The following is a 19,788-nucleotide window of genomic DNA, read 5'->3' as shown; positions in this document are numbered from 1 at the left end:
GGTGCCGCCAAATGCGGATGTGTCAGTTGAGGGTATGCAAATAAGTATTTGATGAAAAATGATTTTCTCCTGTCGATGCCAGGCATCGACAGGAGCCGGGTATCAGCGGTGGCTCGTCTCGTTCAGCCGCTCGATCGGCATGGTCCCGCGCTGTTTGAACAGCAGATCGAGGGCTTCGAGCATGAGCGCATGCATCTTCGTGCGCTCGGTATGGGCGAGGTCGCGCAGCTGGTCGTAGACCGGCGGCTCCAGATAGACCGACATCTGCCTGGCACGCTCCTTCAGGGTGCCCGGCGCCTTGCGGACGGGCGTGTGGCCCGTATCGAGCTGGACGATGTCGGCGCTCCTCCCTGGGGAGGCGGCTCCCGCGACGATGGAGGCGAGGCTCGGCCTAGGCGGCTTTGGCATGTTTGACGACCTGCATCCGCTTCTCGATCCACGTCCAGAGCTTGCGGACTTCGCCGGCGGCCTGGCCCTTGGGGTTGAATTCGGTGACGCCCTGACCGACGCCGATCGCGTCCTGGTGATCGGTCCGCGCGACGATGTTCACGTCCGGCAGGATGCCCAGCACGGCGAGGCCGTCGGCCGCGTCGCGGATCCGGTAGGAGCGCGGCGGGGTCTGGTTCAGCACGAAGGCGAACTTCTTCTCCAGGCGGTAGATAGCGGCCAGGGTCGGCTTGAACGCGCGCAGGTCCGCCGGGGTGGGGCGGCAGGGGATGATGCAGAGATCGGCCGCGCGGATCGCCGAGAGCGTGCCGGTGGAGTCGACGCCCGGCGTATCGATGAAGACGTAATCGTAGGAGGATTCACGCAGCTGGGTCATGACGGCTTCGATCTGCGTCGCGTCGATCTGCGCCACTTCCGGGCCATCCGCCGTGCGGTGGTCGAGCCAGTCGCTGATCGTCGCCTGGCGGTCCATTTCCAGGATGCAGACCGACAGGCCGCGCTCCTGCGCCGCCACCGCCAGTGAGATGCACAGGGTGCTCTTTCCACTGCCTCCCTTCTGGGTGACGAAGGTGATGGCTTTCATACGGGAGCCCTTCTCGCGGCTTGATTTGTCGCATTCCTGCCGTGCCGGGGCGAATATCGGCCCGGAGGCCGATCGAATTCCCGGCCCCGGATCGACACCGGACGCGCTCGAAGCCGTCGTCCCGTGACACCAGGATGCCCTGATCCCGGTTTTTGGCGGGTCATGGTTAATCAGTGGTTAAGATCGATGCCTGGGCTCGGAGGGTTCCGTTGGCTGAGGATCGTGCGCCACGATCGATCTCCCCGTCCCCCGGCGAACAGGCACTTGGTGGCAATCTCAGGTTGCCTTTAATGCACGTTTGACGTGTTAAGCGCTTTCGGTGATGCAATTTTAGGGGTAGGATGCGGCCTCTGTCGCCGGATAGCGAAGCATTTCTCAACCTCAGGTAATGACCCAATGGAGGTCCGACCTGGCTTCGGGATGCTCCGCGGTCACTGTTTCGCTGTCAGTGCCCCGGCCCCTGCGGCCCAGGAGATCCATGCCTGCGCGCACCAGCTTTTTCCCCGACGACTCGGATAGCCTTCGGGATGCGCTCGACGCATCGGGAATCGTTGGCGTCTGGTCCCACGACGTCTGGGCTGGCCGCATCGCCGTCTCCGGTTTGCTCGCGGAGATTCTCGGCTTCGCTCCGGAGACGGAGGTCGTGAGTCTCGACGCCTTCCTGACGGCGATCCACGATGAGGACCGGTCTCGCGTGGAGAATGCCCTACACGCCGCGACCGAGGGGGGCGGTCTGTTCGAAATCGTCTTCAGGACGGTTCGAGGCGAGCGTCGGCTCGGCCTGCGCGGACGGGTTGAGCGGGACGGGTCTGGCGAGTGCGCAAGGGGGCTCGGCATCGTCATCGATCACACCGAGGATGGCGCCCTCCCTCATCAGCCCGACATGCAGGCCCAGGCGGCGGCCAACCGCATGGCGGGACACGCCATCGCCCTGCACGACCTCGCAACCGGTCTGCACCGGCCGAAGCTGACGGCACTCCTCGATGCCCTGATGCGAGAAATCGGCTTCACGCTGGCCGGTCACATCGAGAGGGGCGAGCGACGCCGCGATCATTGAGGGCGAGGTTGGCGTCGAGAGACGTGATCCTGGCCTAATCGGCCGGCTTCCGTAGCAGGTAGATGTCCATGATCCAGCCGTGGCGTGCCCTCGCCTCCGCCCGGATGCGCCGGATCTCGGCAGCGACGTCGCCGAGGCGGCCCGAGAGGGTGATCTCGTCGTCGCTCCCGAGATAGGCGCCCCAATAGATCGTCAGCTCCGGGTCGAGATGGGCGAAGGTCGGGTCGCCGTCGAGCATCACCACGGTGGTGTCGGCCTCGGCGGACAATCCGCCGGCGATCTGGCGTCCCGTGGTGATCTGCACCGGCGCGCCGATGCGGTTGAGGGCAATGCGGTGACTGGCCGCCAGGGCTTGGACGCTGGTGATGCCGGGGATCACTCGGTACTCGAAGGCGAGGCGGCCTCGCGCGACGATCCGGTCGATGATCCGCAGGGTGCTGTCGTAGAGCGAAGGGTCACCCCAGACCAGGAAGGCCCCAGTCTCGTGTTCTTGCAGTTCCCGCTCGATCATCGCTTCGTACAGCGCGGCGCGGGCGCTGTGCCAATCCTCCACGGCCACGCCGTAATCGGCCGGATTCCGGTCCCGCTCCGGGTCCTGCGCCTCGACGATGCGGTAGGGACGATCCTCGATGTAGCGCTCGCAGATCTCCCGGCGCAGGGCGACGAGGTCGGCCTTATCTCCTCCCTTGTCGAGGACGAAGACCACATCCACCGTGTTCAAGGCCCGGATCGCCTGGATCGTGACATGCTCCGGATTGCCGGTGCCGATGCCGATCACGAGGATCTGTCTCACGCGTCTAGCCTTCCGAGTTGCGATCGGCCCTGTCGCGGGCGCATGCCCTATGCTACGCTCTGCGCCGACATGAAACCCATCCGGCGCAATCGGGACCGGAGCCTCGCGCTCTGGCTGATGACGGTGATCCTCGCGATCGCCGGCTTCGCCATGTCGTCGCCCGCGAGCGCCCATACCGGGCATGGGCACGAAACCGGGGCCCAGGTCGAGCGGGTCCAGGTCGAGCGCGTCCAAGTTCAGAACGCCCGCGAGACGAAAGCGGTCCAGGGGATCACATCCGATAGCCGCATGCGTGCCGTAGTCTCGGTCCTGCGGGCCGAGCCTCATCTTGGCTGTGCCGGTCCCTGCTGCGCCGGCGGCTGTGGCGCTCCCTGTTGCGCCCTCGGCCTCGCTCCCACCGAGGGCGACGTCGCATCCTCCGCCGGACTGACCGGACCCGTTCCCGTGGGTGCCGCTTCCGCACGGACGGATGCCGCCCCGGATTCCCCGTCCGAACCCCCGAGATCCTTCGCCTGACGTAACGACGGCGTTCCCGCGCGGCTGCCTTCCGGCCTCGCGTGGATCGCCGTCTCCTGCTTCAACGGCGCCAAGGTTTCTCGCATCATGTCCATCGTTTTTCCGGCTGCCCTGCGCCGTGTCGCAGCGTGCGCCATCGCCTGGGCGGCCCTGACCGGCGCGGTCCTGTCCCATGAGGGCCATTCCCACGGAGACGAGGCCCCTGCCCTGCCCGTCGCGGCGGCAGCACCGCGAGCCGAGGCGAAGTCGGAGCGCTACGAACTCGTCGCCACCGTGCAGGGGCACGATCTCGTCTTCTATCTCGACGCGTTCGAGACCAACGCGCCGGTCACCGACGCCACCCTCGCCCTCTCGACGCCGGACGGCCGCCGGAAGGCCGAGGTCCAGGCCGACGGCACCTACCGGCTTTCGGCGCCCTGGCTCGAGGAGGCGGAGCATCACGATCTCCTCGTCGCGGTGACGGCGGAGGGCCGAACCGACATCCTCTCCCTCGATCTCGACCTGCCCGCCCCCAAAGTCGCGGCTGCGGCGTCCGAGACGGCGACCGCCGCCTCCCTGGTCGAGCGCCTGACGCACCAGCCGCCCTCCGTCACCGCCGCCGGGGGCTTCCTCCTCGGCCTCGGCGCTGTCGTCCTGTTCCGGCGTCGGCGCACGATTCCCATCGTCGTCGTCCTGGCGGTCACGGCGACGATCGTGCTGGGCAGCGCCGCCCTCGCCCATGAAGGCCACGATGCCGCGCCGGCCGAGGGGGGGATGATGGCGAGCCCGCCCTCCGGCGGCGCCGACCGGGCCAAACGCCTGGGCGACGGGTCGATCTTCGTACCCAAATCCCTGCAGCGGCTCCTCGTCCTGCGCACCGCCCTGACCGCGACGGAGAACGTGGCCCGCACCGTGGCCCTGCCCGGCCGGGTCATCGCCGATCCCAATGCCAGCGGCGTGGTGCAATCCTCCGTGGGCGGCCGCTTGGCCCCTCCGGCAAGCGGATTTCCTCGCCTCGGAACCCGTGTGACGCGCGGCGAGGTGCTCGCCACCGTCACCCCGCCCGTCCAGGCCGTGGACGTCTCCGACATGCGCCAGCGCCAGGGCGAACTCGACCAGCAGATCGCGATCCTCGACCGGCGCGTGGTCCGGTTCGAGCGTCTGGCGGGGACCGGCGCCGTGGCGCAGACCCAGCTCGACGATGCCCGCTCCGAGCGCGACGGGCTGAAGGACCGCCGCGCCGCCCTCGATGCGGTCCGTGGCTCGCCCGAGGCTCTGGTCGCGCCGGTGGACGGGGTCATCGCCGAGGCGAGCGCCACGGCGGGCGCCATGGCGGCCCCCGGCACCGTCGTCTTCCGCATCGTCGATCCGAAGAAGCTTTGGATCGAGGCGCTGAGCTTCGAGGCCCTGTCCCCTGAGGGGGCGGCGACGGCCCGGCTCGGGGACGGGCGCAGCATGGCGCTGGCCTATCGCGGCGCCGGCCTCGCCGATCGCAATCAGGCCGTTCCCGTGCAGTTCGCGGTGGACGACGACACGACCGGTCTTCGTCTCGGCCAGTTCGTCACCGTCCATGCCCCCCTGACGGGGGAGCGGACCGGCCTCGCCGTCCCACGGTCCGGCATCCTCCGCGCCGAGGGCGGGAGCGTCGTCTACGAGCATGTCGGCGCCGAGCGCTTCGTGGCGCGCAGCGTCCGTACCGATTCCCTCGACGCCGACCGCACGCTCATCGCCGACGGTCTGGAGCCGGGACGGCGCGTCGTCGTCCAGGGCGCCGAGCTCCTCGACCAGATCCGCTGAGGGACCGCAAAGATGTTCGGCCTCATCGTCGCGCAATCCCTGCGCAACCGCCTGCTCGTGCTGGCCCTCGCCTTCGCCCTGGTCCTCACCGGCGCGCTCTCCCTCGCGCGCCTGCCCGTCGACGTACTCCCCGACCTCAACCGGCCCACGGTCACGATCCTGACCGAAGCCGAGGGGCTCGCCCCCACGGAAGTCGAGCAGCGGGTGACCTACCCGATCGAGACCCGCATGAATGGCCTGCCCGGTGTCAGCCGGGTCCGCTCGGTCTCCGGCATCGGCCTGTCCATCGTCACGGTGGAGTTCGAGTGGGACACCGACCTGTTCCGGGACCGGCAGTTCGTCAATGAAAGGCTGGCGCTGGCGCGCTCGGAGCTGCCGCCGAACGTGATTCCGCAGATGGGGCCGGTCTCCTCGATCATGGGCGGCATCCTGCTGGTCGCCGTCACCTCGAAGACCGCGACCCCGATGCAGGTGCGCGAGACCGCCGACTTCACCTTGCGCCCGCGCCTGCTCTCGATCCCGGGCGCGGCGCAGGTGATCCCCATCGGCGGCGAGGTGCGCCAGTTCCGGGTCGCCCCCAATCCCGCCGCCATGCGGGCGCTCGGCGTCACCGACGAGGCCCTCGCCCGCGCTCTCCAGAATTACGGCGGCAATGCCGGCGGCGGCTATTCCGAGGCCGGCGGCCGTGAGGTCCTGATCCGCGCGCTCGGCCGCACCACCGATCTCGACGACCTTCGCAATCTCGTCGTCACGACGCCGGGCGGTCCGGTCTACCTGCGGCAGGTCGCCGAGATCGCCTTCGGAGCGCGGCCCAAGCGCGGCGACGGCGGCTTCATGGGCAATCCCGCCGTGGTGGTCTCCATCGAGAAGCAGCCGGGGATCGACACCGTGCGCCTGACCCGCGAGGTCGAGGCGGCGCTCAAGGAGATCGGCCCCTCCCTGCCGCACGGCATCGAGGCCGGCAACGTCCTGTTCCGGCAGGCGGATTTCATCGAGACATCGCTTCGCAACGTGATCACGGTACTGATCGAAGCCGTGGCCGTTGTGGCCGTGGTGCTGTTCGCCTTCCTGATGAACGTGCGGACCACGCTGATCTCGCTCGCCGCCATTCCCGTCTCGATCCTCGCCACCGCCACGGTGTTCTCTCTGCTGGGCCTCTCCATCAACACGATGACGCTCGGCGGCCTCGCCATCGCCATCGGAGAGCTGGTGGACGATGCCGTCGTCGATGTGGAGAACATCCTGCGGCGCCTGCGCGACAACCGGGCTGAGGGTTCGCCTCGCAGCACCTTCTCGGTGATCGTGGATGCCTCGAACGAGGTGCGCTCCGGTATCGTCTACGCCACGATCATCATCTGTCTCGTCTTCGTGCCGCTCTTCGCCCTGTCGGGGATCGAAGGCCGGCTCTTCGCGCCGCTCGGCCAAGCCTACATCATCGCCATCCTGTCGAGCCTCGTGGTCTCGCTGACCCTGACGCCCGTCCTCTCCTCCTGGCTGCTCCCTGGCCTGAAGAGCCTCGACCATCCCGAGAACCGGCTGATCCGCGGCCTCAAGCGGGCCAATGGGCGACTGGTGGAAACGGCCTTCGCCCATCAGCGCCTTGCCATGGTCTGCGCGGTCCTGGCGGTGATCGCCGCCGGCTACGGCGCGGGCCGGTTGCCCCGCGCCTTCCTGCCGACCTTCAACGAAGGCTCGTTCACGGTCACCACCACCTTCACCCCCGGCATCTCGCTCGCCGAATCTGCTCGCGTCGGCGCCATCGCCGAGCGCCTGCTGATGGAGATCCCCGAGGTGGACAAGGTCGGGCGTCGGACGGGCCGCGCCGAGCTCGACGAGCATGCCGAAGGGGTCCATTCCACCGATCTGGAGATCCGCCTGAAGCCCGGCGGACGCGAGCGCGACGCCATCACCGCCGAGATCCGGGGGCGGCTGTCCGTCCTTCCGGTCACGGTGAATGTCGGCCAGCCGATCTCGCACCGGCTCGACCACATGCTCTCCGGCGTCCGGGCCGAGATCGCCCTCAAGCTGTTTGGCGAGGATCTCGACGCCTTGCGACGCACCGCCGAATCCCTGCGTGAAACCCTGTCCGCGATTCCGGGCGTCGCCGACCTCCAGGTCGAGCGGCAGGTGCGCGTTCCGCAGATCGAGGTACGGGTCGATCCGGCGAAGGCCGCCCTCTACGGCGTCTCCCCCGCGACGGTGGTGGATACGGTGGGGCAGCTCGCCAACGGACGCGTTGTCTCCACCCTGGTCGAGGGCCTGCGCCGCTTCGATGTGGTGCTGCGCCTCCCCGAAAGCGGCCGCTCCATGGCCGCCTTGCGCGACCTCCTCATCGAGACGCCGTCGGGCTGGGTGCCCGCCCACGCCCTGGCCGACATCGCCGAGCGCGACGGTCCCAACCAGATCCAGCGCGAGAACGGCCGCCGTCGCATCGTGGTCCAGGCCAACACCGTGCCGGGCTCGGACGGCTCGAAGGTCGCCGCCGCCATCGGGCAGGCCCTGGCCCGGACGACGCTGCCGGAGGGAATCAGCGCGCGCCTCGAAGGTGCGTTCGAGGCGCAAGGGGAGGCGACCCGCCGCATCGGCCTCCTCGGCCTCGTCTCCTTCGCGCTGGTCTTCGCGCTGCTGGCGAGCCGCTACCGCTCCGGCGTGCTGGCGCTCATCGTCATGGGCAACGTGCCGCTCGCCCTCATCGGCAGCGTCGTCGCCCTCACCATCGCCGGGCTGCCGCTCTCGGTGGCCTCGATGATCGGCTTCGTGACGCTCACCGGCATCGTCGCCCGCAACGGCATCCTGAAGATCAGCCATGTGCTGAACCTCGGGTTGAACGAGGGGCTGCCCTTCGGCCCGGCCCTGGTGCTTCGGGCGAGCAACGAGCGCCTCGTGCCGGTGCTGATGACGGCGCTCGCCGCAGGCATCGCCCTGGTGCCGCTGCTGGTCGACGGCACCGCGCCGGGCAAGGAGATCCTGCACCCCGTGGCCGTGACGATCTTCGGTGGCCTCATCAGCGCGACGCTCCTCGACGCCGTGCTGACGCCGGTCCTGATGCTGCGCTTCGGCGGCCCCGCCTTCGCCCGACTTCGCGAAGCGCCCGGCGATGAATCCCCCTCCCCGGTGACGGGGACCATGCCCTCCCCGCCTGCAACCTTTTGACGACAGGGAACTCCCATGACGAAGACAGCCCTCCCCGCGATCCTGGCCGCGATCCTGGCTCTGCCCCTCGCCTCACTGGTCCTCGCGGCCGAAGAGCACCGCCATGAGGACGGCACCACCCATTCGCACAGCCATGACCACGGGTCGAAGCCCGCCGCGAAGGGCAAGGCCGCCGACACCCCGGCGACCCGCGCCTTCAAAGAGGCGAGCATGCGCATGCATGGCGACATGGAGATCCGCTATTCCGGAGACGTCGACCGCGACTTCGCCGCTGGCATGATCCCGCATCACAAGGGCGCATTGGCCATGGCCAAGGTCGCCCTCCAATACTCGAAGGATCCGGAGGTCCGCTCCCTGGCCGAAGCCATCGTCAAGACTCAGGAAACCGAGATCGCCCAGATGGAGGCGATCCTGAAGCGGACCGATCCCGCCAGGAAGTGAGGCTTCCGCATCGCCCTTGGACACTATCGCTCAGGGGCGGCACCGCTTGCCCTCTCGACGCCGGACCAGTCGCCTTGTCGACGGCGGGAACCCTAGACGACGAGCATATCCGCGAAGGTCAAATGCACTTTCGTATCGATGACGGCGAAGGTGCGGGCGGTGCCGGCTCCGCTCCCGTCGGCATCGTAGGAGAGGGTGCCGGTCGTGGCGTCGTAGAGAACGCGGTCATCCGCATCGGCCCGCCCTGATGAAAGGTCCTTGAAAGCTTTCTCCGCGAGGGGGCCGGCGCGAAGGGCCGCGAAGACCTTGCTCGAGAGCGCGACGACATCCTCGGCGACGGAGAAATCGCGGATGTGATCGGTGTTGCCGGTTCCGGGCCGCGTGCGAAACAGGAAGGTATCCGCCCCCTCCCCGCCGGTGAGAACGTCGTTTCCGGCTCCGCCCGTCAGCATGTTGCCGGCGCCGTTGCCGGTGATCGTATTGGCGACGGCGTTGCCGATGCCATCGACGGCCTTCGAGCCGATGAGCCTCAGAGTTTCGAGATTCGTGCCGAGGCGGTGGCTGGCCGAACTCAGCACCTGATCCGTACCGCTCCGGGCCGCCTCCTCGATCGTGTCGCGGCCGTCCGTGACATAGGTGTCGTTTCCGAGCCCACCGCTCATGCGGTCGGCCCCCCGTCCGCCGTCGAGTCGATTGGCGCCGTCATTGCCGATGAGGATGTCGTCGCCCGCCCCGCCCTTCGCCTTCTCGATGGAGACGCCATTGGCGATGGTCACGCCGCCGGTCAGGGTTTCCGACGTCGAGAGCCAGCCGCCCCCGCCGATCTCGGCTTTCAGGGTCGCCGCGCGCAGGTCGATCTTGGCCGCGCTCGACCCCTCATAGACGATCGTATCGGAGCCGCCCGTATCCCAGATCGTGGTGTAACCGCGATTGGCATCGACATCGTCGCTGAAGCGATAGACGTCGTTGCCGGCGTTGTGGGCGCGGGCTCCGTAGAGATGCTGCAGGGCTGCGATGTCGATGGCCCCGAAGGAGCCCGGCTGGGCATTGAGCGCGGTGTTCTCGTCGCGCTCGGGCGTGAACGGGTTGTCCTCGCCCCAGAACGGGAAGGTGTAGCCCATCACCGTATAGATCTGGGAGTTGAGGTTGCCGGTGCCGAAATCGCCGGGCTCGACGACGCCCGGCAGCTTGCCGTTCTCCCCGTCATGGGGGTGGCCGAGGCCAAGGCTGTGGCCGATCTCGTGGATCCAGGTTTCGGAATAGGTGCCGAGGCGGACCACGTCGGCGGCCCCTTTCACGCTCGTCGGGTCGATGCCCACCGCGGTTTCCAGCGAGGTGACGCCCGGGGCGGGCGTGCCGGATTCGCCGCCTCCGCCGACATCGAGCCGCTGGATCAATTGGGCCCGCGCCACGCTGCCTTCGACGAAATCGACATTCGCGACGCTGCTGACGGTGTCGTAGATCTCCCTGTAGAACGCCTTCCAGTCGCCCTCGGAGAAATCGTCGATCCCGTTCGCATCGATGTCCTGCGCCTTGAACCCGTAGGTCAGGGTCGCGGCGTTCCAGGCGCCGCCGAGGATGAGGCTGTCCACGACGGCATTCCCCGTCAGGGCAACGGGTTTGAAGAGGTCGGCCATCGATTGATCTGCCCCTTGAGGAAAAGCTTCTCGAAGCTTGGCCGTTCGAGCCGGCCGGGGCAGTCCCTAACCACGATGCCGCGTCATAAACAATTGATGGTCCCACTCCTCCGTGGTCAACCATGCCAGGTGGAAGCGGTATGCTTTATCGGCTCCGAGGGGGAACCGACCTCACGGCGCTAAATCCGGGCTCGTCCGCCCGCACGGGTGCTCAGCCAGCCGAGCCCATCCTCGGTTCGGCCACGCGGATTGTACTCGCACCCGACCGAGCCCGAATATCCAAGCCTGTCGAGTTCGGTGAAGACGAAGGCGTCGTTCACCTCCCCCGTACCGGGCTCGTGGCGCGCCGGTACGCTCGCGACCTGGACATGGCTAATCAGCGGCAGGAGGCGAGCCAGCCGCATTGTCACGTCTCCGTGCAGGATCTGACAATGAAAGATGTCGAACTGGAGCTTGAGGTTGGTGAGACCCTCCGCGCGCAATGCCGCGACGAGTTCGGCGGCGGCATCGACATCGTCAAGAAAATAGCCCGGCATGGAGCGGCGGTTGATCGGCTCGATCAGGAGGTCGATGCCATGCCGGGCAAGGCGTTCGGCTGCATATCGCACGGACCGGCGATACGCTTCCATGGCGTGGTCATCCTGCCGGTTGGCCATGCCCGCCATCAGGTGCAGGCGGGGGCAGCCCGCGGCGAGCGCGTAGGCGAGCGCTGTCTCGACCCCGGCCTGCATCTCGTCGAACCGTTCCGGCAAGGCGGCGAGCCCTCGGTCGCCGGTTGCCCAATCCCCCGGCGGCATGTTGAACAGGACGAGGTCCAGGCCATTCGCGGCGAGACGCCTGGCGATGTCGTCCGGAGAATGCTCGTAGGGGAACAGGAACTCCACCGCCGTGAACCCGGCACGGGACGCGGCCTCGAACCGGTCGAGGAAGGCATGCTCGGTGAAGAGTAGCGTCAGGTTCGCGGCGAAGCGCGGCATGGGAGGGCTCCATTGTGGCGGGCCCCAATCCGGGCCGCCCTCAATCGCGGATGAGCTTGCCAGTATAGACGACGGGGCCGGTCGGCAGGCCGGTGGCAGAACCGTTCGGCGGCTCCACCGAGACGGCGAAGACACCCTCTCCGCGCCGCGCGGCATCGGACCCGGCGGGCAGGGCCACGCGTGCCGCGTCCTTGCCGATCAGCCCGAGGGATTTCGGCGTCTTGTCGGCTCCCACATACCACAATTCGAGGCTGCGTCCCGCCGGCGCCTCGGCGCCGACCGGGCGCACTCGTGCGGTTCCCGCCACCGTATCGATGCTGACGATGAGGGCCGGAGCCTCGCCGCCGCTGGAGACCACGGCGACGTAGCGTGTCTCGCCCTCCCCACCGGGGCGGGGGCCGAATGCGATGAACAGGGCGAGCCCGGCCGCCAGCACCCCTGCACCCGCCGCTGCGGCCCGCCACAGGCCGAGCTTGCGCGATAGGGCGGCCACGCGGTTGTCGTTCGCCGCCGGAGACGGGGAGGCCCGGTTGGGCAGCGCGCGCAGGATTGCCGGCCATACGCCCTCGCCCGGTTCGATCTCGGGAATGACGGCGGCGAGAGGGGCCAGGCGACGCTCCCACTCCCGCACGGCGGCGCGAGCGGCGGGGTCGACGGCGAGCTCCAGGTCCATGGCGGCGCGCTCGGTGGCGTCGAGCGTACCGATGACGTATTCGGCGGCGCGAAGATCGCGCTCGGTGGGGTCTTCGGTCATGCCGGCCCCTCCAGGCAGCCCCGCAGGGCCGCTAGCCCGCGATGCAGCCACGTCTTGATGGTGTTGACGGGACGCGCGAACCGTTCTGCCAGTTCTTCCCGGGAATGCCCCTCGCAATAGGCGAGGACGATGCAGTCGCGCTGCGTCGCCTCCAGGCGGGACAGGCAGGCGCGCAGGGCATCGCGCCCGAGAATCGCCTCCTCGCTGTTGTGGGGATCGGCGAGCCGTTCCACCCAATCCTCCCCGTCCTCGGTCACCGGCCCCTGGACCTCTCCCTTGCGGCGGACCCCGTCGATCGCCCGGTTACGGGCGATGGCGCAGAGCCAGGGCAAGGGGCGACCCGCCTCCGGAGAGAACGAGCCGGCACTTTGCCATATCCGCAGGAAGACATCCTGGAGCACGTCTTCCGCCATGCCGCGATCTCGCTGGATACGGAGCACGATGCCGAAAAGTTTCGGGGCGGTCAGATCGTAGAGCGCGCGCAAAGCCTGCTCGTTGCCGGATGCGACCGCCGAGATCAGGCGCGCCAGTGCCGCATCGTCACGCAAGGGTCAGGCGTCCTCTCGACAAGACAAGACTCGACAGGACATGGCGCAGCCGTTCCATCTGGCGTGAACGTTAACCCAAGTCTTAATCGAGCGCACGGGCCTAGGCTACTGTGTTGCGGGCGATCGATGTGGATCGGCGCACCTCTGTCACGCTCCCGACCTGCGCAGGGTGTTCGATGGCGAGCCGGCGACCTATCTCCCGGATGGAACCGATGACCCCCACGCTCTGCGGATCCGCCAGAGCTCATGGGTCCGAGGCGCAGGACAGGGATACGGGATTGATGACGTCGCACGGAGACTGGAAGATTCCCTCCGCCGTGCAGCCCAAGGCCGGCGATTACGCGTACGATCTCGACAGGGCCCTTTCGGCCATGGTGTCGCTCTCCACGCGCATCCCGCCCGAGGCGTTCACGGCGGAAACCCTGGGGACGGAACGCGCCGGGAACGGCGTGGTGATCCGCGAGGACGGCCTCGTCCTCACCATCGGCTACCTCGTCACCGAGGCGGAGAGCGTCTGGATGACCACCCATGACGGGCGCTCGGTCCCGGGCCACGTGGTCGGCTTCGATGCCGTGACCGGGTTCGGCCTCGTCCAGGCATTGGGCGATCTGCGGCTGCCGCCGCTTCCCATCGGGCGCTCGGAGAGCCTGAAGATCGGCGACAAGGCCGTGGTGGCCGGGGCTGGGGGGCGCACGCGCAGCGTCGCCGCCAAGCTGATCGCCCGGCAGGAATTCGCCGGCTACTGGGAGTACGTCCTCGACGAGGCCCTGTTCACCGCGCCGTCTCACCCGCATTGGGGCGGTACGGCCTTGATCGGCCCGGCGGGCGACCTCCTCGGCATCGGCTCCCTGCAGCTGCAGCAGGGCGGGACCGAGGGTCCGAAGGCGATCAACCTCGTCGTTCCCATCGACCTCCTGCCACCGATCCTCGATGACCTGACCACACGCGGGCGGGCGGACCGGCCGACCCGGCCCTGGCTCGGCCTCTATGCCAGCGACAATGACGGCGCGGTGGTGGTGATGGGCTTGGCCGATGACGGGCCGGCCGAGAGCGCGGACCTGCGCGTGGGCGACGTGCTCGCCGCTGTCGCGGGCGAGCCGGTGGAGGATCTCGCCGGGTTCTTCCGCCAGATCTGGGCGCTGGGCGAGGCCGGGGTGCGGGTCCCTCTCACGATCGAGCGGGAGGGACGCCCGATCAAGCTGACCGTGACGTCGAGCGACCGCGAACGCTTCCTCGTCTCGCCGCAGCTGCATTGATCGGGGCGGGTCACGGGTCTATCCCGTGACCATGACGGACCGAGCAGACACTTCCCCCATCCATATCGTCGGCGGCGGCCTCGCCGGGTCGGAGGCCGCCTGGCAGATCGCCGAGAGCGGCCATCCTGTCATTCTCCACGAGATGCGGCCCGTGCGCGGCACGGAGGCGCATAAGAGCCGGGATCTCGCCGAGCTCGTCTGCTCGAATTCGTTCCGCTCGGACGATGCCAACGGCAACGCCGTCGGCCTGTTGCACCAGGAAATGCGGACGCTCGGGTCGCTGATCCTGCGCGCGGCCGATGCCAACCAGGTCCCGGCCGGGGGTGCGCTGGCCGTGGACCGCGACGGGTTCGCCGCTGCCGTCACCGCCGCCCTGGAGGCGCATCCCCTCGTCACGATCGAACGCGAGGAGATCGAGGGCCTGCCGCCGGAGGAATGGGGCCGGACCATCATCGCCACCGGCCCCCTCACTTCGCCAGCCCTGGCGCAGGCGATCCGCGCGCTCACCGGCGCCGAGGCCCTCGCCTTTTTCGATGCCATCGCGCCCATCGTCCACCGCGACTCCATCGACATGGACAAGGCGTGGTTCCAGTCGCGTTACGACAAGGTCGGCCCCGGCGGCACGGGGGCGGATTACATCAACTGCCCGATGAATCGCGAACAGTACGACGCCTTCATCCAGGCGTTGATCGAGGGCGACAAGATCGGTTTCAAGGAATGGGAGGCGACCACCCCCTATTTCGATGGCTGCCTGCCGATCGAGGTCATGGCCGAGCGCGGCCCCGAGACGCTGCGTCACGGCCCGATGAAGCCCGTCGGCCTCACCAACCCGCACGACCCCACCGTGAAGGCTTGCGCCATCGTCCAGCTTCGTCAGGACAACGCGTTGGGCACGCTCTACAACATGGTCGGCTTCCAGACGAAGCTGACCTATTCCGAACAGGTCCGGGTGTTCCGCACGATTCCCGGCCTTAAGAACGCGGAATTCGCGCGTCTCGGTGGGCTGCACCGCAACACCTATCTCGACTCGCCCCGTCTCCTCGACGCGACGCTCCGCCTGAAGGCACGCCCGAGCTTGCGCTTCGCCGGCCAGATCACCGGTTGCGAGGGGTATGTCGAGAGCGCCGCCATCGGCCTCATGGCCGGGCGCTTCGCCGTGGCCGAGGCCCGCGGTGACACGCTGGAGCCGCTGCCCGCCACGACGGCGCTGGGTGCCCTCATCGGCCATATCACCGGCGGCCACATCGCCGCCGAGGATGCGGGCGCGCCGCGCTCGTTCCAGCCGATGAACGTCAATTTCGGCCTGTTTCCGCCGCTCGCCCATTCTCCGAAGGGAGAGGGCGGCAAGCGTCTCAAGGGGCCTGAAAAGGCGGTGGCGAAGAAACGCGCCTATACCGACCGGGCACGGGCCGATCTGGCCGCCTGGATGGGACATGACACCGGGCGGATCGCAGCGGAATAGGCCATGATCCGGCACGCGGGTCACATGATCCGCGGCTCGGGATGTTTCTTAGGCAAACTTGCAGGGCCTTTGCGGTCAGCGATTCGTTTCGACGACCGACAAATTCATTCTTATTCAAGCTGCCAAATCCAGGCATATTGCGAGAATACCCTTAGGGGAACGGGATCGATTTAACGATCCATCCATGATGACGAAGAACCGAAAATTAGTCTGAGGGGAGCTATCGATACCTAATCGATTCCTCCTTTCGTTCCGGTGTCATGTCTTTCGAATCCTCGCCTCACCTTGCCACGCATCCAGCACTGGTCGCCCAGGCGGAGTTCGGCCGGATTCCCGGCACCGTGTCTCGTTCGGGATCGTTCGGTCGGAGTGCGCTCCTAATCGCCGCCTGTGCGATCGGCCTTGCCGGATGCGTGTCTGCGGAGGAGCAGCGGAAGCTCGATCTCGGTCAGTGCTCCGGTTACGGGTTCGCCCCTGATTCCGAAGGATTCGCGACCTGCATGATGAACATCGACCGGGACCGCCAGCACATGCGGGCCGAGCGGAATCTCCAGATTCAGGCCGATCTCGCCGCGCAGAACCGCGAGCGCGAAGCCCGCGCGGATCTCTACAAGGCTCTCAGCCAGCAGCGCGTCGGCGACAAAACCTTGTCGGTCTGCAATGCCGCTTCCGGCGGCGGCTTCGATGCCCGGACGGGGTACTGGTACGGTAAGGATTGTCGGAGCCGCTGAGGCTCGTAGGCCGTCCGACCCGTTCAGACCGGATCCAGCGAGAAGATCCGCCGGCCGGGCCGATGCCCCTCGTCGCCGGTATCGCGAAAGCCGGTCTTGAGCAGCAGCCCGCGAGAGGCTGCGTTCTCCGGCCGGCATTCGGCGACGATGAAGCGGTGGGGGAAGCGCTTGCGCAGAATCGCGACGACGCCGGCGACCGCTTCACTGCCGTAACCCCGACCGCGGGCGGCGCCCCCGACCCAATATCCGATTTCGACCGCGTGTTCTCCGCGCAGATGGACGCCGATCACCGCCACGAGAGCGCCATCGGCCTTGGCCCCGAGAAAGCAATCCTTCATCGGCTTGCCGCTGCCGATGAGGCGGCGGGCGTGGTCGAGAGTGAAGGGGGTTGGGAGGAAATCCACCACTCCGGTGATGGCCGGGTCGTCGGTCAGCGCGCGGACCGCTTCTGCATCCGCCTGGACCAGCGGTGCGATCCGCAGGCGCTCCGTCGCCTGCGCGGGCAGGTTCGACAGGGAGTAGCGCGAGGCGAGCGTGCGAAAGAACATGGATTCGACGTGGGGCCACGACGCGCCAAGAGCAAGACGCGACGATGCCGGAGAACGCCTTCGGCAGGGGATCGCTACCAAAAAAAGAAACCCGCCCTGGCATGGCCGGGACGGGTTCTGTCGAGATCGGTCTCTCGCCGGTCCTACGGATGGATGACCATCGCGGTGAACGGATAGACGTAGGCCTGTAGCATCACGAGGCCGCCGACGAGGCAGGCCAGCACGATCGAGTGCCAGAACACGAAGCGCAGGATCTTGCCCTCCTGGCCGAAATAGCCGGTGGCGGTGGAGGCGACGACGATGGACTGGGCATCGATCATCTTGCCCATGACGCCGCCCGACGAGTTCGCCGAAGCCATGAGGATGCCCGACAGGCCGAGCTGCTCCGAGGTGATCTTCTGCAGGCCGCCGAACAGCACGTTCGAGGCCGTGTCCGATCCCGTCAGCGCCACGCCGAGCCAGCCCAGCAGGGTGCCGAAGAACGGGTAGAGGATGCCGGTTCCGGCGAAAGCCAGGCCCAGGGTCGCGTCCACGCCGGCGTAGCGGGTGAGGACGCCCAGAGCCAGCATCGCCGAGATGGTGATGAGCGAGTAGCGCAGCACCCAGATGGTCTCGATGTAGGCCGTCACCAGACGCCACGGCGAGAACCGCATGAGCAGGCCCGACAGGATGGCGGCGAACAGCACGCCGGTGCCGGTATAGGACATGTAGGTGAAGGCGAAGACGGCGGCTTCCGGATGGGCGGTCGCCACGACCGGCGGCACCTTCATGATGACGTTGTGCAGGCCAGGCACCTCGTAGCGCCAGGTGAAGATCGGGTTGACGATGGCCTTGAACCAGCCCGTGCCCCAGATCGCGACGATCACCGAGAGGATGATCCACGGCACCCAGGCCATCAGGATCTCGGAGGAGGAGGCGGTGCGGGCACCGGCGCCCGTGGGGGCCACCTTGGCACCACCCTCGGCGGTGACGAAGCCGATGGAGGGGTCGTTGCCGCGCAGTGCCGGCGAGGTCCAGATCGTGGCCGGGCGCCAGAACTTCAGGAACAGGACCAGGGCGCCCATGGAGACGAGGGCGGCACCGATATCGACGATCCACGGGTTGACGTAGTTCGAGATGCCGAACTGGGCCAGCGCGAACGAGCCGCCGCAGACCAGGATGGCGGGCCAGATCTGGACCATGCCGCGGAAGCCCGCGAACACCCAGATCAGCCAGAACGGCACCAGCACCGAGAAGAACGGCAGCTGGCGGCCGATCATGGCGCCGAGGATGTAGGGATCATAGCCGGTCACCGAGGCGAGGCCCTGGATCGGGGCGCCGAGGGCGCCATAAGCCACGGGCGCGGTGTTGGCGATGAGCGACAGGCCCGAGGCGGCGAGCGGCGAGAAGCCGAGGCCGATCAGGATCGCGCCGGTGACGGCCACCGGGGTGCCGAAGCCGCCGGCTCCCTCGAAGAACGCGCCGAAGGCGAAGGCGACGAGGAGGAGCTGAAGCCGCCGGTCGGTGGTGATGCCGGCCACCGATTGCTGCAGCGTGGCGAACCAGCCCTTCTCCACCGTGAGACGGTAGAGGAAGATGACGTTGAGGATGATCCAGCCGATCGGGAACAGCCCGAGCGCCACGCCATAGGCGGAAGCGCGCGTGGCCAGATCCGCCGGCATGCCGAAGAGGAAGACGGCGACGCAGAAGGCCAGGACCAGGGACAGAACGGCCGCGATATGGGCCTTCACTTTGCCGCTGGCGATCATGCCGAGCAGGGCGATGACCGGTAGGGATGCGGCAAGCGTCGAGAGCCATGGGCTCCCAAAGGGATCGTAGACCTGGTTCCACGTATTCACGGGCGTCGCGCTCCTCGGTGAGCCCGATCTCTCGTCGGGCCCTTGACATCGTAGCTAGCAGAGCAGTGGAGCGGGCTCAACGCGAAGAATCTTGTATTCAGATCATGTTGCGCGCGTGCTTCGCTTTCTGTCCACCGAGACCGAAGACGCTCGGAAACGGCAGGATGTCTCTTTCGAAACGCAAGCGGAGCCGTTCAAAAACGCAAGCGGAGCCGTTCAAAAACGTAAGCGAAGCGGCCGTGCGACCTGTCGCAGCCTCGGAACATGAGGGTGGGGAGACCGTTCCCGTTGGTATCCTCCATACCGGCGATACGGAGATCAACCTATGTTTATGCGCGTCGACAAGCTACAAGCCGAGCTTCCCGCACCCAAAAGGAAAGATCCGAACGCCGCCGCTGCCCTGCAGGAACTGCTAGGCGGCAAATATGGTGAGATGTCGACTCTTGGGAACTACATGTTCCAGAGTTTCAATTTCCGCAGTAAATCTAAGCTGAAGCCATTCTATAGCTTGGTGGCGGCCATCACCGCCGAGGAATTGGGCCATGTGGAGCTCGTGAGCAACGGCGTTGCGATGCTCAATAACGGCCCCGATAATGACGGCGACGAGAAGGATGGTGGCGACATCTCCAAGGCGCCGTTCGAGGACATGAAGGATATCCGGCTCGCGGCCGCGTTCCTGTCGAATGGCGGCGGCGTAACGCCGGTCAACAGCAACGGCGCATCCTGGAACAACGACTTCATTACGACGACCGGCAACGTCGTCGTCGACCTGCTCCACAATTTCCATCTGGAATGCGGCGCTCGCCTGCACAAGCTGCGCGTTTACGAGACCCTGACCGACCCGACGGGCCGTGAGGTCTGCGGCTACCTGCTGGTGCGCGGTTCCGTTCACGCCCATGCCTACGCCTTGGCACTGAAGAAGATCACCGGCGTGGAGATCGAGAAGTTCCTGCCGACACCGAACATCAACCTCGACAAGATCCCCGAGTGTCAGAAGTACCTGCAGGAGGGTTCGCACCGCCGGCTCTACACGTTCAGCCCGGGTGACTACACCGAGATGGCCGGCATCTGGGGCAATGGCGAGATGGCTCTGCCGGGCGACCCGCCGGGCGAACTCAGCGTCGTCGAGGGCATGCCCGAGGGCGGCAAGATACACCAGCTCACCGGTGTCCCCTCGGCCTTCACACCGGATTATGCTCCGGAGGAGATGTTCGAGATCGCCGAGAAGCTGACTAAGAAGGCCCGCTGAGGTCAAACTCGATCGACCGCCT

General features: G+C 67.4%; 18 protein-coding genes. 9 read left to right on the top strand and 9 right to left on the bottom strand.

The window, feature by feature from the left end; all coding sequences use genetic code 11:
* Positions 1-102: 102 nt before the first annotated feature.
* Positions 103-408, bottom strand: coding sequence for a ribbon-helix-helix domain-containing protein (locus ASF32_RS05045; protein WP_056424261.1), 306 nt, complete (start codon positions 406-408; stop codon positions 103-105).
* Complete coding sequence (locus ASF32_RS05040) at positions 392-1,030, bottom strand: ParA family protein (protein WP_056424260.1); 639 nt, start codon at positions 1,028-1,030, stop codon at positions 392-394. The genes ASF32_RS05045 and ASF32_RS05040 overlap by 17 nt, the downstream gene beginning before the upstream one ends.
* A 478-nt stretch (positions 1,031-1,508) precedes the next feature.
* Here ASF32_RS05040 and ASF32_RS05035 point away from each other — a divergent pair, with 478 nt between their 5' ends.
* Positions 1,509-2,087, top strand: a complete 579-nt coding sequence (locus ASF32_RS05035) for a PAS domain-containing protein (RefSeq protein WP_056424258.1) — start codon at positions 1,509-1,511, stop codon at positions 2,085-2,087.
* Positions 2,088-2,121: 34 nt separating this feature from the next.
* Here ASF32_RS05035 and cobF read toward each other — a convergent pair whose 3' ends face one another.
* Positions 2,122-2,880 (bottom strand): precorrin-6A synthase (deacetylating), encoded by a 759-nt coding sequence (cobF, locus tag ASF32_RS05030; protein WP_056424255.1) that lies wholly within the window; start codon positions 2,878-2,880, stop codon positions 2,122-2,124.
* A gap of 42 nt (positions 2,881-2,922) precedes the next feature.
* Between cobF and ASF32_RS05025 the strand changes: the two genes are divergently transcribed.
* The 4 genes from ASF32_RS05025 (at position 2,923) to ASF32_RS05010 (ending at position 8,766) form a co-directional block, all read left to right on the top strand.
* Complete coding sequence (locus ASF32_RS05025) at positions 2,923-3,396, top strand: hypothetical protein (protein WP_056424254.1); 474 nt, start codon at positions 2,923-2,925, stop codon at positions 3,394-3,396.
* Positions 3,397-3,483: 87 nt separating this feature from the next.
* A complete protein-coding gene (locus ASF32_RS05020; RefSeq protein WP_056424252.1) occupies positions 3,484-5,172 on the top strand; it encodes an efflux RND transporter periplasmic adaptor subunit in 1,689 nt (562 codons plus the stop codon).
* Positions 5,173-5,184: 12 nt separating this feature from the next.
* Complete coding sequence (locus tag ASF32_RS05015; protein WP_056424250.1) at positions 5,185-8,325, top strand: efflux RND transporter permease subunit; 3,141 nt, start codon at positions 5,185-5,187, stop codon at positions 8,323-8,325.
* A gap of 15 nt (positions 8,326-8,340) precedes the next feature.
* On the top strand, positions 8,341-8,766 hold the full coding sequence (locus ASF32_RS05010; RefSeq protein ID WP_056424249.1) for a DUF305 domain-containing protein: 426 nt from the start codon (positions 8,341-8,343) through the stop codon (positions 8,764-8,766).
* A 92-nt stretch (positions 8,767-8,858) separates the two neighbouring features.
* Here ASF32_RS05010 and ASF32_RS05005 read toward each other — a convergent pair whose 3' ends face one another.
* The 4 genes from ASF32_RS05005 to ASF32_RS04990 form a co-directional block, all read right to left on the bottom strand.
* Complete coding sequence (locus tag ASF32_RS05005) at positions 8,859-10,403, bottom strand: M10 family metallopeptidase C-terminal domain-containing protein (RefSeq protein WP_056424247.1); 1,545 nt, start codon at positions 10,401-10,403, stop codon at positions 8,859-8,861.
* 179 nt (positions 10,404-10,582) lie between these two features.
* Positions 10,583-11,380: a 2-oxo-tetronate isomerase gene (gene otnI, locus ASF32_RS05000; protein ID WP_056424245.1), complete on the bottom strand. Its 798-nt coding sequence runs from the start codon at positions 11,378-11,380 to the stop codon at positions 10,583-10,585.
* A 40-nt stretch (positions 11,381-11,420) separates the two neighbouring features.
* Positions 11,421-12,134, bottom strand: coding sequence for an anti-sigma factor (locus ASF32_RS04995; protein WP_200919051.1), 714 nt, complete (start codon positions 12,132-12,134; stop codon positions 11,421-11,423).
* Positions 12,131-12,682 carry a sigma-70 family RNA polymerase sigma factor gene (locus ASF32_RS04990; protein WP_056424242.1) on the bottom strand — a complete coding sequence of 184 codons (552 nt, stop codon included), beginning with the start codon at positions 12,680-12,682 and terminating at the stop codon, positions 12,131-12,133. Before ASF32_RS04990 ends, ASF32_RS04995 begins: the two co-directional genes overlap by 4 nt.
* Before the next feature lie 281 nt (positions 12,683-12,963).
* On the opposite strand from ASF32_RS04990, the gene ASF32_RS04985 reads away from it, so the two are divergent.
* The 3 genes from ASF32_RS04985 (at position 12,964) to ASF32_RS26325 (ending at position 16,131) form a co-directional block, all read left to right on the top strand.
* Positions 12,964-13,938, top strand: a complete 975-nt coding sequence (locus tag ASF32_RS04985) for a S1C family serine protease (protein WP_056424241.1) — start codon at positions 12,964-12,966, stop codon at positions 13,936-13,938.
* A 31-nt stretch (positions 13,939-13,969) separates the two neighbouring features.
* The gene (gene trmFO / locus ASF32_RS04980) at positions 13,970-15,400 is read left to right on the top strand and encodes a methylenetetrahydrofolate--tRNA-(uracil(54)-C(5))-methyltransferase (FADH(2)-oxidizing) TrmFO (protein ID WP_056424239.1); all 1,431 of its coding nucleotides are present in this window, start codon (positions 13,970-13,972) and stop codon (positions 15,398-15,400) included.
* 500 nt (positions 15,401-15,900) lie between these two features.
* Positions 15,901-16,131, top strand: coding sequence for a hypothetical protein (locus ASF32_RS26325; protein ID WP_244478120.1), 231 nt, complete (start codon positions 15,901-15,903; stop codon positions 16,129-16,131).
* A gap of 23 nt (positions 16,132-16,154) precedes the next feature.
* On the opposite strand, the gene ASF32_RS04970 is transcribed toward ASF32_RS26325, so the two are convergent.
* Both ASF32_RS04970 and ASF32_RS04965 read right to left on the bottom strand, forming a co-directional pair.
* Complete coding sequence (locus ASF32_RS04970) at positions 16,155-16,679, bottom strand: GNAT family N-acetyltransferase (RefSeq protein WP_056424238.1); 525 nt, start codon at positions 16,677-16,679, stop codon at positions 16,155-16,157.
* A gap of 143 nt (positions 16,680-16,822) precedes the next feature.
* On the bottom strand, positions 16,823-18,517 hold the full coding sequence (locus tag ASF32_RS04965) for an L-lactate permease (RefSeq protein ID WP_056424236.1): 1,695 nt from the start codon (positions 18,515-18,517) through the stop codon (positions 16,823-16,825).
* A gap of 325 nt (positions 18,518-18,842) precedes the next feature.
* On the opposite strand from ASF32_RS04965, the gene ASF32_RS04960 reads away from it, so the two are divergent.
* On the top strand, positions 18,843-19,766 hold the full coding sequence (locus ASF32_RS04960) for a manganese catalase family protein (RefSeq protein ID WP_056424235.1): 924 nt from the start codon (positions 18,843-18,845) through the stop codon (positions 19,764-19,766).
* Positions 19,767-19,788: the final 22 nt, after the last annotated feature.

This window comes from Methylobacterium sp. Leaf91 (assembly GCF_001422815.1).
In the GTDB taxonomy this organism is placed as follows: Bacteria; Pseudomonadota; Alphaproteobacteria; order Rhizobiales; family Beijerinckiaceae; genus Methylobacterium.
The sequence above is the reverse complement of the archived record's forward strand: the minus strand, read 5'-3'. Positions and strand labels throughout refer to the sequence as shown.

What these genes read in the sequence shown, in the direction of transcription:
- ASF32_RS05045 (WP_056424261.1), bottom strand. Translation starts at nt 408, where the DNA reads ATGCCAAAGCCGCCTAGGCCGAGCCTCGCCTCCATCGTCGCGGGAGCC.
- ASF32_RS05040 (WP_056424260.1), bottom strand. Translation starts at nt 1,030, where the DNA reads ATGAAAGCCATCACCTTCGTCACCCAGAAGGGAGGCAGTGGAAAGAGC.
- ASF32_RS05035 (WP_056424258.1), top strand. Translation starts at nt 1,509, where the DNA reads ATGCCTGCGCGCACCAGCTTTTTCCCCGACGACTCGGATAGCCTTCGG.
- ASF32_RS05025 (WP_056424254.1), top strand. Translation starts at nt 2,923, where the DNA reads ATGCCCTATGCTACGCTCTGCGCCGACATGAAACCCATCCGGCGCAAT.
- ASF32_RS05020 (WP_056424252.1), top strand. Translation starts at nt 3,484, where the DNA reads ATGTCCATCGTTTTTCCGGCTGCCCTGCGCCGTGTCGCAGCGTGCGCC.
- ASF32_RS05015 (WP_056424250.1), top strand. Translation starts at nt 5,185, where the DNA reads ATGTTCGGCCTCATCGTCGCGCAATCCCTGCGCAACCGCCTGCTCGTG.
- ASF32_RS05010 (WP_056424249.1), top strand. Translation starts at nt 8,341, where the DNA reads ATGACGAAGACAGCCCTCCCCGCGATCCTGGCCGCGATCCTGGCTCTG.
- ASF32_RS05005 (WP_056424247.1), bottom strand. Translation starts at nt 10,403, where the DNA reads ATGGCCGACCTCTTCAAACCCGTTGCCCTGACGGGGAATGCCGTCGTG.
- otnI (WP_056424245.1), bottom strand. Translation starts at nt 11,380, where the DNA reads ATGCCGCGCTTCGCCGCGAACCTGACGCTACTCTTCACCGAGCATGCC.
- ASF32_RS04995 (WP_200919051.1), bottom strand. Translation starts at nt 12,134, where the DNA reads ATGACCGAAGACCCCACCGAGCGCGATCTTCGCGCCGCCGAATACGTC.
- ASF32_RS04985 (WP_056424241.1), top strand. Translation starts at nt 12,964, where the DNA reads ATGACGTCGCACGGAGACTGGAAGATTCCCTCCGCCGTGCAGCCCAAG.
- trmFO (WP_056424239.1), top strand. Translation starts at nt 13,970, where the DNA reads ATGACGGACCGAGCAGACACTTCCCCCATCCATATCGTCGGCGGCGGC.
- ASF32_RS26325 (WP_244478120.1), top strand. Translation starts at nt 15,901, where the DNA reads ATGATGAACATCGACCGGGACCGCCAGCACATGCGGGCCGAGCGGAAT.
- ASF32_RS04970 (WP_056424238.1), bottom strand. Translation starts at nt 16,679, where the DNA reads ATGTTCTTTCGCACGCTCGCCTCGCGCTACTCCCTGTCGAACCTGCCC.
- ASF32_RS04960 (WP_056424235.1), top strand. Translation starts at nt 18,843, where the DNA reads ATGTTTATGCGCGTCGACAAGCTACAAGCCGAGCTTCCCGCACCCAAA.